This is a genomic window from Variovorax brevis (assembly GCF_030317105.1).
Classification (GTDB): domain Bacteria; phylum Pseudomonadota; class Gammaproteobacteria; order Burkholderiales; family Burkholderiaceae_C; genus Variovorax; species Variovorax brevis.
Map to the genome: position 1 here is coordinate 628,481 of NZ_JASZYG010000003.1, position 12,792 is coordinate 641,272.

Consider the following 12,792-nt stretch of genomic DNA (forward strand, 5'->3'; position numbering starts at 1 on the left):
GCGCATCACAGGAAACCGACCGAGAACCACGGCACGAAGACCAGCAGCAACAGCGCGATGAACAGCGCCGCCATGTGCGGCCAGACGCGCGGCATCGCCACGTCCGGCGACACACGGCCGATGGCGCATGCGGCATAGAAACCAACACCGAAGGGCGGCGCGAACAAGCCGAGGCCCATCGCGAAGATCACGACCATGGCGTAGTGCACCTCGTTGACCCCGACCATCTTGGCGATCGGGAACAGGAGCGGGCCGAACAGCACGATCGCCGGTATGCCTTCGAGCAGGCTGCCCAGCACCACGAAGGCGAGCGCCGACACCAGCAGGAAGCCCATCTTGCCGCCCGGCACAGACGTCATGATCTTGACCAGGTCCTGCGCAAAGCCCGACTGCGTGAGGGCCCATGCCATCGCGGTGGCACAGCCGACGATCAGCAGGATGGCGCCCGACAGCGATGCCGTGTCCAGCAGCATCGGATAGATCCGCTTCCAGTCGAACTGCCGGTAGATGAACAGGCCGGCAAGCACGGTGTAGAAGATGCCGATGGTCGACACCTCGGTGGCCGTCGCCACGCCCTCGACAACGGCGGTGCGGATGATCACCGGCAAGGCCAGCGCCGGCAGGGCCACGAGCAACAGCTTGCCGATCTGCTGGCGCGTGGCCTTCGTCACGCCCGACATGTCTTCGCGACGTGTTTGCCACCAGACGACGATGGCCATCAGCACGAGGCCGACCACCGCCGGCATCAAACCGCCAATGAACAGCGACGTGATCGACACGCCCGTCACCGAGCCGACCGTGATCAGCACGATGCTCGGCGGAATGGTTTCCGACATGGCGCCGGAAGCCGACAGCAATCCGATCAGGTCCCCGTCCTTGCTGCCGCGCTTTTTCATCTCCGGAAATAAGGCCGGTGCCACGGCCGCCATGTCGGCCGCCTTGGCACCCGAGATGCCCGAGACGATGTACATGGCGCCCAGCAGCACGTACTGCAGTCCACCGCGCACGTGGCCGATCAGGCTCACCAGGAAGTTGATCATCGCGCGGGCCAGGCCGGTCATCTCGATCAGCGAACCGAGGAAGACGAAGAGCGGCACCGCCAGCAGGATCAGGTGCGACATGCCTTCCTGCATGCGGTTGGGCATGATTGACATCGGCGTGGTGGTCGAGAAGGCCAGGTAGGACATCGTCGCCAACCCGAACGCGAACGCGATCGGCACGCCGATCACGATGCAGCCAACCAGCATCACAAGGAAGAAGATCACGAGGTTGAGGTTGCCGAGCGTCGCCAGCGCCGGTGCCAGCAGCCACAGCGCGCCACCACCCAACGCCACCGCGGTGCCGCACACGGCGATCTGTTTCCATGGCGACTGCTCCACGAGCCGTGTCACCGCCGTCACCAGCATCAGGATCGCGCCCGCGAACACCGCCCCTGCACGCCAGCCTTCGCTGATGCCGAGCACCGGCGTGGTCACTTCGATCTCCTCGTGCCAATGCTGCCAGGCCGGACCGGTGAACATGGCCAGGAAAGCCACCACCAGGCACATGCCCAGCGCATCGGTCCACGCGCGCCTTTCGGGCGACAAGTCCTTGACGAAAGTCGTCAGGTGCATGTGGGCGGTGCGCCGCAAGGCAATGCAGGAGCCGAGCATCGCGAGCCACAGGAACAGGATGCTCGCGAGTTCGTCCGTCCAGGTGAGCGGCTCATGAAGCACGTAGCGCGCGAAGGCGCCACCGCCAAGGATGAAGATTTCTGCCACCACGATGGCGGCCGCGGGAATTTCGGTGACCCAGGCCAGCAACCGGTCGAACCAGCGTGGGCTGGTGTCCGGGACGATGTCGAGCGGGTCTACGGTGGACTGCATGGCGCTGCCCCTCAAGCCAGCTTGCCGGAGTACTTCTCCAGCTTGGCCCACACCTCATCGCCGTACTTGGTCTTCCACTCGGTGTAGAAGCCCGCGGTCTTGAGCAGCTCCCGGAACGGCGCCGCGTCGGGCTTGTTGAAGGTGACCCCCAGCTTGGTCAACTGTGCCTGCGCATCGGTGTTGAGCTTGGCGATGTCTTCGCGTTGCTTGAGCGCAGCGGCGTTGAGGTTCTTGGCAAGCGCCTCCTGCACTTCCTTCGGCAAGGACTGCAGCTTCTTCGCATTGCCGAAGATGAAGTGGCCGTCCCACGTATGGGCCGTCAGCGAGCAGAACTTCTGCACTTCGTAGAGCTTGGCGCTCTGGATGAGCGCGAGCGGGTTCTCCTGCCCGTCGACCACCTTGGTCTGCAGCGACGAATAGAGCTCGCCGAACGGAATCGCCGTGGGCGACGCACCGAGCGCCTTGAACATCGAGATCCACAGCGGAATGCCCGGCACGCGGATCTTGAAGCCCTTGAGGTCGGCTGGCGTCACGATCGGCTTGCTGGCCGACGTGATGTTGCGATAGCCGTTGTCCAGGCACTTGTCGTATGCGTAGAGGTTGACCTTGAGCAGCGCGCTGCGCACATAGGCGCCCAGGTCGCCGTCCATCGCGGCCCACACGGCGGCGTAGTCCTTGAACGCGAAGGCCACGCCGTTGATGCCGGCCGTCGGCACCAGCGTCTGCAGGTTGGTGCCGGCCGTGGACATGATGTCGATGGCCCCGGCACGCGTCTGCGAAATCATGTCGGGCTCGCTGCCGAGTTGGCTGGTCGGATAGACCTGCAGGTCGACCTTGCCGCCGGTGTCCTTGCGGATGGCTTCGGCCGCTTCCTTGATGCGCAGCGTTCCCGGATGGTCTGCCGGAAAGGCGGTGCCGTACTTGAGCTTGATCTCGCCCTCGGCAAAGGCGAAGCGGGGCAGCGTCACCGCGGCGCCGGCAGCGGCAAGCGTGGTGGCAAATTGGCGACGGGTGGGCGCAAAGGTCATGTCGGTGTCTCCGGTAGGTGTTGAGTGGCGATGTGCGTGAATGCTTTGAATCAGGGGGACAGCAGCGCGGTCATCCCGCCGCGGCGCAACGTGGACAAGTGGCCGGCCAGGCGCTCGACGAAGGCCGGCGGCCACGGCTGCAAGCCGAACACGGGGCTGTGGGCCAGCGCGGCATTCGCTGCGTCCATGTCGTTGGCGGTCTGACGCAAACGTGCCGCCAGTGCCTCGGCGCCAGGGTCGCTGATGACCAGTGCGGCACCGCTGTCACTGCGTCCCGTCGAGAGGTAGTGCAGCCAGCTTGCGAGGGCACGCTCGAGTTGAGGACGCTCGACGCCCGCGGCCAGGCTCTCGCGCAAGGCCGGCAGCCAGCGCACCGGCACCTTCTGCGTGCCGTCCATCGCGATTTGCTGCGTACGGTGGGCCAAGGTCGGGTTCTCGAAGCGCTTGAGCAGGTCGTGGCAATAGGCCAGCACGTCGTAGCCCGGCGGCACCGCCACGGTGGCGCGAAGGTCTTCGATCATCAGGCGGCGGGCGAACTGTCCGACCAGCGGATGCGCCATGGCGTCGGCCACCGTCTCCAGTCCGCAGAGCTGCCCGGCATATGCGAGGGCCGAGTGCGTGCCATTGAGCAGGCGCAGCTTCATCGCCTGGTAGGGGCGCACGTCGCTGGTCAGCAAGGCCCCGGCGTCCTCCCAGGCGGGACGGATGCTTGCAAAGCGGTCTTCGATCACCCATTGGGTGAACGGCTCGCAAACGATGGCCGCCTCGTCGCGCAGGCCCAGGCGTTCGGCCGCCCAATCGAGTGAGGCCGGCGTCGCGGCCGGAACGATACGGTCCACCATGCTGTTGGGACAGCCGATCTCCCGTTCGATGCGGCGTGCGAGCTTTGCATCGAACATGCTGGCGTATTGCGCCAGCAGCTTGCGCAGGGTGTCACCGTTGCCGGCCATGTTGTCGCAGCACACCAGCGTCAGGGGCGCACCGGACGGGCGATTCCTTATCCCGGCAGCGAGCACGCCGAGCGTGGTGCGCGGTGATTCCGGATGCGCGAGGTCATGGCGCACGTCCGCGTTGTCGATGTCGAGGTCGGCGCTGGCCGGGTTCTGGCTGTAGCCCTTTTCGGTCACCGTGCTGGTCACGATGGACACGGTGGGATCGGCAATGGCCGCGATCACCTGCGCGAGGTCCCGCGGCGCGAACAAGGCGCCGCGCAATGCACCGACGATCCGCGTGTGCGCTTCATCACCGTGTCGCTCGGTGACGGAGTACAGGTGGTCCTGCCCGGCCAGCACATCCGGAACGCGCGGATCGCGAAGGCTCACGCCGACGATGCCCCAGCGCAGGTCGCCTTGGGCGATCACTTTTTCGGTGTAGAGAGCCTGATGGGCCCGGTGAAAGGCACCCAGGCCCAGATGGACGATGCCCCGTTGCAGTTGAGTGCGGTCATAGCCTGGGCGGGCTACCGATTCGCGGGCGATACGTAGGTTGCCTGCCGATAGACGCTCGCTGCTCTGGATGACTCTCGAAGGCATTCATGTCCTCGGTTTATTACCACAGTACCATGGTAGTCATGGGCCTGTTGCGGAGTCTATTGACGGTGTTTCACTATTTATAGCGGGATAACCCTATGAAATGAGGCGATGACTAGTTGACTACCATGGTAGAAAATGCATCCATTGCCCTCAACAAGGATTCTTCATCTCCATGTCCGCTCCAATCCCGGCCCGCCCCCGAGGCAAGGCCGCCGAATCAGCGCCGACCGAAGGCCCCCTGGTTGACGCCCTTGCAGGTTTTCAGCTCGATCCAGCACGCTCGTACACGGCACAAGTGCACGACGTCCTGCTGCGGGCGATCGTTCGCGGCACGCTCCCTCCGCGCACTGCACTCTCGGAAGCGACGATCTCCAAGCTGATTGACGTCAGTCGCACGCCGGTGCGCGAGGCGCTGGCCCAGTTGGCCGACGAGCAGATGGTGTTGATTTACCGGCAGGTGGGCACGATCGTCGCGCCGGTACGCACGCAACTGCTCGAAGAAGGTCGCTTCGTACGCAGCACGCTCGAGTGCGCCAGTCATGTGCAACTGGTGCAGACGATCACGCCGTCGCAACTCGAGGAGTTCGGGCAAATCGTCCAGCGGCAACGCAGCGCGGTCGAGACCGGGGAGATCGACAGGTTCTCGGAGCTTGACGAGTTGATGCACCGCCGCCTGTTCGAGTTCGCCGGCCGTGGGCACGTGTGGGAGATGCTTGAACCCATCAAGCGGCAGTTCGACCGGGTGCGCTGGCTGCTCCTGGGCCACGTGGCCGGTCATGCGGACCGCGCCTTGCAGGAACATGAGCAGATGCTCGCGCAAATGGCATCCCGCGACGTGGCAGGCCTCGGCGCCAGCGTCTCATCTCACATCAACCACATCACCACGCACCTGGCGGCGCTTCGTGAACAGGCGCCTGAGAGCTACTTCTCAAATTGACTGGACGGCGGGGGTCGTGAACCCCTGCCCTCGTTTCGCGAACAGGCCCCGATCACCCCAGCGACGCGTGAAACTGCGTCACCAGCCGCACGAACTCCGCCGGCAGCTCCACCGCACTCAGGTGCGCACCGTCAATAGTTGCCAGCCGCGCCCCCGGAATCGCCGCCACCATCTCCTCTGACATGGCCAGCGGCGTGGCCTCGTCGAGCGTGCCGGCGATGACGAGCACCGGCCGCTGGACGCGCTTGTTGCTCTCCCGAAAATCGATCGCCGCCACCGCCTCGCAGCTCGCCGCATAGCCGGCGGCGTCGGTGCACACCAGCGCACTTTCCAGCAGGCCCGCAGCCGCTTCGCCGGCGGGCGTGGCAACGAAGCCGGGCGTCAGCCAGCGCGCCACGGCGCCCGGTGCTATCGCCGAAATGCCCTGCGACGCCACGGTCTCCACACGCGTCTTCCACGGCGCCTTGTCCGGGTAGTACGACGCCGAATTGGCAATCACCACGCTGGCGAGCAGATCCGGGCGCCGCACCGCCAGCGCCTGCGCCGTCATGCCGCCCATCGACAAACCCACGAAGTGCACCGGCTCGCCGCCCGCCTCGCGTTCGATGAGTTCAGCCACGTCGTCGGCCAGCGTGTCGATGGAATGATCGCCCGTCACCACCTCGGAGCGCCCATGGTTGCGGTGGTCGTAGCGCAGCACGGTGCAGGTGCGCGCCAGCAGCGGCGCAACGCCGTCCCACATGTGCAGGTCACAGCCCAGGGCGTGGCTGAGCACGACCATCGGGCCTTGCCCTTCGCGAACCACATTCAGACGGATCATCATTTTTCCTTTCTTGGAGTATTGAGCGTTGGCAGCCATGCAAAAGCAATCACGACCAGCGTGACGCCGGCCACCATCAAGGGCACCACCATCGGCCAAGCGCCGTGACTGTATTGCGCATCCACGAATCGTGCAGCAACCTGGCCGGTGCAGAACGCGACCAGCATCATGCCGAATCCGGACCACGACACGGCGCGCCCCGCCAGATGCGGCAAGTCACCGACGGCGCCGGCTTGTCCGCAGGGCTGGTGGATGCCGTGTCCCAGGCAATAGATGGCGTGGCCCAGCAGCAATGGCCAGGCGCTCAGCGGCAGCAGCCAGCAGCCCAGCCCCTGGATGGCCGCGCCCGTCAGGCTGAGCGACGCCCCCAAACGAATGGTCCGCAGCTGCCCGTACTTGCGCAGCAAGCGCCGGCACATCGTGGTGCTGAAGATGTAGACCAGCGAACCGCCGGCCGGAATCCATCCGTACCACGCGGGTGACCAGCCGAGATAGCCGATGTAGACCATCGGCGACAGCAGCAAGAAACAGAACAGGCCGCCGTAGGTTGTCGCCGAAAGGGACGACCACACCCGAAAGCTGCGGCTGGCAAATACTTCGCGCACACCGCCGCCGGGTGCAGGCTGGCTGGCATCGTGCGGCGCGCGGGTTTCGGCAAAGGAGTGCCAGCACATGGCCAGCAGCACGGCGGCGTAGAGCGCCATGGTCGCCAGCACCCAGCGCCAGCCAGCCCACTGCACGATCCACGCGCCCAACACAGGCGCCAGCAAGGCGACCACACCCAGCCCCGTGAGGCCTCGCGCCATCACGTGCGGCCCTTCGTGCGCCGGATACAGGTCACGCACCGCGGCCCGCGAGCACACCAGGATCGCCGCCATGGACGCACCTTGCATCGCCCGCACCACCGCCAGCATCAGGGCGGAAGTCGCCAGCGCGCCGGCCAGCGCGGCCACGACATAGAAGCCAAGGCCGCCCAGCAGCACGGGTCGCCGCCCGATGCGATCGGCCAGGCTTCCCACGGGAATCTGCGCAATGCCAAAGGCCAGCACGAACATCGTCAGGCTGGTGCTGGCCGAACCCAGCTCCGAGGCAATCGCCGGCAGGGCAGGCAGGTAGCTGTCGGTCGCCACAGGCTGCGCCGCCAGCAGCAGCGGCAGCAACAACGCAAAGCTGAGCCCGTCGGCCCGCGTCCTCACGTGGGCGTGTCCGCGAGCAGGCCCTTTTCTTTGAGGATGGCCGTTGCGATGCCGAAGGCGTGGTTGGCCGCCGGCACGCCGACGTAGATGGCCGACATCATGATGACTTCCTTGATGTCGTCGGGCGTGAGCCGCGATTCGGGCGGGCCGTCGAGCGCGGCGCGCATGTGCATCGCAAACTCCTCGAAGGACTTGATGCCCAGCATCATCGACAGCACCATGAAGCGGCGCGTCTTGTCGCCCAGCGCGGGCCGGCCCCAGATGTCGTTCCACGCATGGCGCGTGATGAGGTCCTGGAACTCGGCGTTGAACGCGTTGCGGTTGGCCAGCGACTTGTCGACCCACGCATCGCCGAGCACGCGGCGGCGGTTGACCATGCCCGCTTCGTAATCGTTGGCGGGCGGCTTGGGGTTGCTCATGAAACGGTTTCCTTTCGGGGTACGCGGGCGGCGATGCTGAAACGGGCGCGCAGCACGTCGACCTGCTGCAGCGTCGCGACGCCGGCGTGCTGCGCGAGTGCGGGACTGAACCATTCGTCGGCGGCTTCCGCCGGCAGCACCGCGCGCAAATTCTCGATATTGGCACGCATGCGCTGTGCGTCGATCTGCAGGCCGGGCAAGGCCCCTGCCAGCGCCCGGACGCTGCCGTGCGCGCTCATCAGCAGTTGCGGCCATTCGCCCAGTTCGGCTTGCCAGTTGCCCAGGGCACGCTCGTGTTCCTGCACCATGGTGGCAAGCAGCGCTGCCACGCGTTGCGGCGCACGTTGCGCGGCGGCCAGCGCGACCATCGAGCCGACGGGGTTTCGCTTGTGCGGCATGGCGGACGAACCGCCCCGCCCCGGCTCGCTGGGCTCGGCCACTTCGCCGACTTCGTATTGCCCCATGAGCGCGATGTCGCGGGCGATCTTTCCGAGGCTCCCGGCCAGCAGGCCCATCTCGCAGCCCAGCGCCACCCATTCGTCGCGCTGCGTGTGCCACACCATGCCGTCGTTGCCCAGCCCGAGTTCGTCGGCCATGCGCTGGCGCACGGTCGGGCCCAGGCCCTTCATTTGCGCGAGCGTGCCGACGGCGCCGCCCAACTGCACCTTGAGCGCGTTGTGCCTTGCGGCGCCGATGCGTTCCCGGCAGCGCACCAGTGGCGCCACCCAGCCCGCGCACTTGAGCCCGAAGCTGGTGACCGAGCCCGGTTGCATCAAGGTGCGCGCCAAGATCGGCGTGGTGGCGTGCTGAGTGGCGTGGCCCAGCAGCGCCTCGATGGCCTTGTCCAGGTCGGCCTCGATCAACTCCACCGCGCTGCGGGTCACCAGCGACATGGCCGTGTCGATCACGTCCTGGCTGGTGCTGCCGAAATGCACGAAGGGCAAAGCCTCTTCGTTGAACAGGGCCACCGATTCCTTCAGGCTCTTGATGAGCGGAATGGCCACGCTGCCGGCCCGGCCGCTGTCGCGCACGATCTTGGCCACGTCGAATAGCTCGACCTTGCAACTGCCGATGATCGTTTGCGCGGCCGATTCCGGAATCAGGCCCAGCTGCGACTGGGCGCGCGTCAAGGCTGCTTCAAAGCGCAGCATCGCATCGACGAACTGATGGTCGCTGAACGCCTCCAGCACCTCGGGCGTCGAGAGAAAGCCTTCGAAAACACTCATGCGGGGTCTGTCCTGTGTTGAATTTTTTCAGGCCACGCTGGCCGAGTGGTAGCGCAGCGGGTTGCGGGCTTCATCCGCGAGTTCGGCCGGATAGATCAGGTCGCGCAGGAAGCCCGCGTCGTCACGCACACCTTGCGCCGCCTCGGTGTAGCCGAAGTAGTCGAGGTAATAGGGGATCTGCTGGATGAGCATTTCGAAGCCCGGCTGCGCATGCAGGCCGCGGTCGCGCACCGCTTTCACAAAAGGCGTGGGCTGGCCGCGCAGCAGCACGTCGAATGCCGCGGCGTGGCTGTCCATCCGCGCGACGTCGCAGGGCAGCGCGTCGCCTGCTGCCAGGCCCAGCTGGGTTGCGTTGACCACGAGGTCGAAGCCGGCCGGATCGCTCGTGTCGACCGACACCACCGTGGCGTCGAAGAACGAATCCAGATGCGTTGCCAGACCGATGGCCTTGCCCGCGACCGGATCGTAGAACGCGATGTGCTCCGCGCCATTGACTGTGCCGCCATCGGCCAACGCCACGCCGATGGCCGCGCCGGTGACGCCTGCGCCGAGGATCAGCGCGCGCTTGCCCCGAAAGGGAATGTTGAAGTAGTCGAGCGCGCTGGCAAAGCCTTCGCCGTCGAACAGGTCGCCCTCGAGTTCGCCGTTGGCGGTGCAGCGCACCACGTTCACCGAGCCGGCGACGCGCCCGAACAAACCGCAGCCGTCGAGCAGGCTGACCACCAGCGGCTTGTGCGGCGGCGCGATGACCATGCCCCGGACGTTCCGGGCCAGAAAGCTCCCCTTGAGGAACACCGCCAGGTCGCGCACCGGCACACGCACCGGCACCAGCACTGCATCGATGCCGAAGCGCTCGAACACGGCGTTGAACATGCGCGGCGCGCGGACGTTGACGACCGGGTCACCCGGGATCAGGTACACGTCCGTGGTGCCATGGATGGATTGCATGCAGCGTCTCCGGCTCTTTTTGGGTTCGTTCGACTATCGTTCGGGGCGCGATGGCGCAGTGACGACTTTAGTCAGAACTTTGTCAACGCGGAAGTCCGGGGGCTTTCATGGCGTTCGATCATCGGACAGCCTTGATCGACTATTGAACGAATCGGGGGCTTCACCTAGGATCGCCGGCATGACAAAAGACGACGATGGCGTCCCGCCGGGTCTCGACAAACGCGACTGGATCGCCGGTCTGGAGCGCGGCGTCAGCATCATCGAAGCCTTTGACGACGCCAATGCCCGCATGACGGCCAGCCAGGCCGGCCAGCGCACCGGCATGACGCGCACCGCAGCGCGCCGCTATCTGCTCACGCTGCAGCACATGGGCTATGTGGCGAGCGACGGCAAGCTGTTCTGGCTCACGCCGCGCGTGCTGCGGCTGGGCCAGTCGTACCTCGAATCGGCGCGGCTGCCGCGCATCGTGCAACCGTTCCTGCAGCGCGTGGCCGTGGGCACGCACGAGATTGCCTACCTCAGCGTGATGGACGGCGACGAAGTGGTCTACATCGCCCGCAACGGACCCAACCGCAGCATGAGCACCGGCTATGTGCTGGGCGCGCGCGTGGCGGCGCAGGTCACGGCCGCGGGCCTGCTGATGCTGGCCCTGCGCAGCGACGAAGAGCAGGCGCAATGGTTGGCCACGCACGACCTGGCGGTGTTCACGTCGTTCACCATTGCCAGCAAGGAGCGCATGCGGCTGGAACTGGCCCGCATCCGCAACCAGGGCTGGGCCTTGTCGGAGCAGCAACTGGACCTGAATTCGCGCGGCATCGCCGTGCCGCTGCGCGACCGCCGCGGCGACGTGGTCGGCGCGCTCAACGTCACCATGCCGATGGGGCACGAATCGACCGAAGACGCCGTCGCGCGCGTGCTGCCGGTGCTGCGGGAAACGGCGCAGGCGATGCGCAACATGATTTAGGGAGACGCTGAACAAGTCCTCGGCGGACCGCGCCAGGACTTGTTCAGGGCCTCCCTGGACGCGCACAATCAACAGCCTGCGCAAACGCCAAGGGGGTACCCCATGCTCGCCGATGCTGCCGTGACCACGATGCTGCCCGTCAAGGACCTGGAGCGCGCACGCCGCTTCTACGAAGACCGGCTGGGCCTGAAGCCCGAGGGGCTGCAGGCCGACGGCAAGTTCACCTATCGATGTGCCGGTACCATCCTGGCGCTGTTTCCCAAGGAAGGCGGCACCAAGGCCGACCACACGACCATCAGTTTCCAGGTGCCCGACATCGCGGCGGCCATTGCCGCGCTGAAAAAAACGGGCGTGGTGTTCGAGGACTACGACTTTCCGGGACTCAAGACCGTTGAACACGTCTGCGTGCTCGGCTCCGAAAAGGCGGCGTGGTTCCTGGACACCGAGGGCAACATCCTGTGCCTGCACGAAGACCTGCCAAAGGCCAAGGCATGAACGGCAAGAATGGCATGAACGGCAAGAAGCGTGTGCTGGTGATCGGCCTGGAGCCCTCGCTCGTCGATTTCAGCGCCATGCCCGACCTCAACGCCGACAAGGTTCGCCGGGGTCTCGAAACCGACCAGGCCACCCTGAACGGCCTGGGCTACGACGCGCAACTGTGCCTGACCGACCTGGGCGACACGGCCGCACAGGTCGTCGCCGACCGGCTTTCGCAGGCGCCGTGGGACTGCATCGTGATCGGTGCCGGCATCCGCACCCTGCCCGCTCACTTCCTGCTGTTCGAAAAGCTGATCAACGTGCTGCACCAAGGCGCGCCGAAAGCGAAGATCTGCTTCAACACGAAGCCGAGCGATACGGCGCAGGCGGTGCAGCGCTGGGTCTGAGACCTTGCGCGCTGTCGTGCTGATTTATCGCGAAGCCGTGTGAACGGCTAAGGCCAGCGCAAGCCGAGCCCCGACCTCGGCGTTGTTCTTCACCAGCGCAATGTTGGTCGCCAGGCTGCGCCCGCCCGTCAGCGCCTTGATCCGCGAAAGCAGGAAGGGCGTCACGGCCTTTCCGGTGATGCCCTGCACTTTGGCGTCTTCGAGCGCTTGCAACGTGAGCGCGTCGATTTCCTCGCGCGGCATCTCCGCGGCCGCGGGCACCGGCACGCTCAGCACCACGCCGCCCGCGAGGCCGAGGTCCCATTTGGTGCGGATGAAGCGCGCCTGCGCCTGCGCATCGTCCAGCCGGTAATCGGCCTTGAAACCGCTGTCGCGCGTGTAGAACGCCGCGAAATTCTCTTGCCCGCAACTGAGCACGGGCACGCCATGCGTCTCGAGGTATTCGAGCGTGAGGCCGATGTCCAGGATCGACTTGGCGCCGGCGCACACCACGGCGACGGAGGTGGTGGCGAGTTCCTGCAGGTCGGCCGAGATGTCGAAGCTTTCCGGGGCGCCGCGGTGCACGCCGCCAATGCCGCCGGTGACAAAGACCTCGATGCCGGCGAGCGCCGCGCAGATCATCGTGCCGGCCACCGTGGTGGCACCCAGTGCACCGTTGGACACCACTGCGGGCAGGTCGCGGCGGCTGACCTTGGCGACGGCGTTGCCGGCGCGGCCGAGCAGCTCCAGTTCGTCGTCCGACAGGCCGATGCGGATCCGCCCGTCCATCACGGCAATGGTCGCGGGCTCCGCGCCCAGTTGGCGGATGATCGCCTCCACTTCGCGCGCCGTGCGAACGTTTTCCGGGTACGGCATGCCGTGGGCGATGATGGTCGATTCCAGCGCGACGACGGGCCGTCCGGCGGCGCGCGCGGCGGCCACGGCGGGGCTGAAGGTGAGCCAGGAAGGGGTAGCTTGGGCGGACATGATCAAG

General features: G+C 66.2%; 13 protein-coding genes. 4 read left to right on the plus strand and 9 right to left on the minus strand.

Annotated elements, in window-relative coordinates; genetic code table 11:
* Nucleotides 1–5 precede the first annotated feature (5 nt).
* The 3 genes from QTI66_RS11735 to QTI66_RS11745 are packed head-to-tail and all read right to left on the minus strand — an operon-like array spanning nucleotide 6 to nucleotide 4,425.
* Nucleotides 6–1,865: a TRAP transporter large permease gene (locus QTI66_RS11735; RefSeq protein WP_286559680.1), complete on the minus strand. Its 1,860-nt coding sequence runs from the start codon at nucleotides 1,863–1,865 to the stop codon at nucleotides 6–8.
* Between the two features lie 11 nt (nucleotides 1,866–1,876).
* Nucleotides 1,877–2,893, minus strand: a complete 1,017-nt coding sequence (locus QTI66_RS11740; protein WP_286559682.1) for a TRAP transporter substrate-binding protein — start codon at nucleotides 2,891–2,893, stop codon at nucleotides 1,877–1,879.
* 50 nt (nucleotides 2,894–2,943) lie between these two features.
* Nucleotides 2,944–4,425, minus strand: a complete 1,482-nt coding sequence (locus QTI66_RS11745) for a mannitol dehydrogenase family protein (protein ID WP_286559683.1) — start codon at nucleotides 4,423–4,425, stop codon at nucleotides 2,944–2,946.
* 172 nt (nucleotides 4,426–4,597) lie between these two features.
* On the opposite strand from QTI66_RS11745, the gene QTI66_RS11750 reads away from it, so the two are divergent.
* Nucleotides 4,598–5,362, plus strand: a complete 765-nt coding sequence (locus tag QTI66_RS11750) for a GntR family transcriptional regulator (protein WP_286559684.1) — start codon at nucleotides 4,598–4,600, stop codon at nucleotides 5,360–5,362.
* A 52-nt stretch (nucleotides 5,363–5,414) separates the two neighbouring features.
* Here the strand turns inward: QTI66_RS11750 and QTI66_RS11755 are convergent, their stop codons facing one another.
* Genes QTI66_RS11755 through QTI66_RS11775 form a run of 5 tightly spaced genes read right to left on the minus strand, consistent with a single transcriptional unit; the run spans nucleotide 5,415 to nucleotide 9,971 of the window.
* On the minus strand, nucleotides 5,415–6,182 hold the full coding sequence (locus tag QTI66_RS11755; RefSeq protein WP_286559984.1) for an alpha/beta fold hydrolase: 768 nt from the start codon (nucleotides 6,180–6,182) through the stop codon (nucleotides 5,415–5,417).
* Nucleotides 6,182–7,378, minus strand: a complete 1,197-nt coding sequence (locus tag QTI66_RS11760) for an MFS transporter (protein WP_286559685.1) — start codon at nucleotides 7,376–7,378, stop codon at nucleotides 6,182–6,184. Before QTI66_RS11760 ends, QTI66_RS11755 begins: the two co-directional genes overlap by 1 nt.
* A complete protein-coding gene (locus tag QTI66_RS11765; protein WP_286559686.1) occupies nucleotides 7,375–7,797 on the minus strand; it encodes a carboxymuconolactone decarboxylase family protein in 423 nt (140 codons plus the stop codon). The genes QTI66_RS11760 and QTI66_RS11765 overlap by 4 nt, the downstream gene beginning before the upstream one ends.
* Nucleotides 7,794–9,023 (minus strand): 3-carboxy-cis,cis-muconate cycloisomerase, encoded by a 1,230-nt coding sequence (pcaB, locus tag QTI66_RS11770; protein WP_286559687.1) that lies wholly within the window; start codon nucleotides 9,021–9,023, stop codon nucleotides 7,794–7,796. The genes QTI66_RS11765 and pcaB overlap by 4 nt, the downstream gene beginning before the upstream one ends.
* Before the next feature lie 27 nt (nucleotides 9,024–9,050).
* Nucleotides 9,051–9,971 carry a shikimate dehydrogenase family protein gene (locus QTI66_RS11775; RefSeq protein ID WP_286559688.1) on the minus strand — a complete coding sequence of 307 codons (921 nt, stop codon included), beginning with the start codon at nucleotides 9,969–9,971 and terminating at the stop codon, nucleotides 9,051–9,053.
* 178 nt (nucleotides 9,972–10,149) lie between these two features.
* Between QTI66_RS11775 and QTI66_RS11780 the strand changes: the two genes are divergently transcribed.
* The 3 genes from QTI66_RS11780 (at nucleotide 10,150) to QTI66_RS11790 (ending at nucleotide 11,819) form a co-directional block, all read left to right on the plus strand.
* Nucleotides 10,150–10,935 carry an IclR family transcriptional regulator domain-containing protein gene (locus QTI66_RS11780; RefSeq protein WP_286559690.1) on the plus strand — a complete coding sequence of 262 codons (786 nt, stop codon included), beginning with the start codon at nucleotides 10,150–10,152 and terminating at the stop codon, nucleotides 10,933–10,935.
* A gap of 102 nt (nucleotides 10,936–11,037) precedes the next feature.
* Entirely contained in the window at nucleotides 11,038–11,430 is a 393-nt protein-coding gene (locus QTI66_RS11785; protein ID WP_286559691.1) for a VOC family protein, read from the plus strand.
* Nucleotides 11,427–11,819, plus strand: coding sequence for a hypothetical protein (locus tag QTI66_RS11790; RefSeq protein WP_286559692.1), 393 nt, complete (start codon nucleotides 11,427–11,429; stop codon nucleotides 11,817–11,819). Before QTI66_RS11785 ends, QTI66_RS11790 begins: the two co-directional genes overlap by 4 nt.
* Nucleotides 11,820–11,843: 24 nt before the next feature.
* On the opposite strand, the gene QTI66_RS11795 is transcribed toward QTI66_RS11790, so the two are convergent.
* Nucleotides 11,844–12,785 (minus strand): pseudouridine-5'-phosphate glycosidase, encoded by a 942-nt coding sequence (locus QTI66_RS11795; RefSeq protein ID WP_286559693.1) that lies wholly within the window; start codon nucleotides 12,783–12,785, stop codon nucleotides 11,844–11,846.
* Between the last annotated feature and the right edge of the window lie 7 nt (nucleotides 12,786–12,792).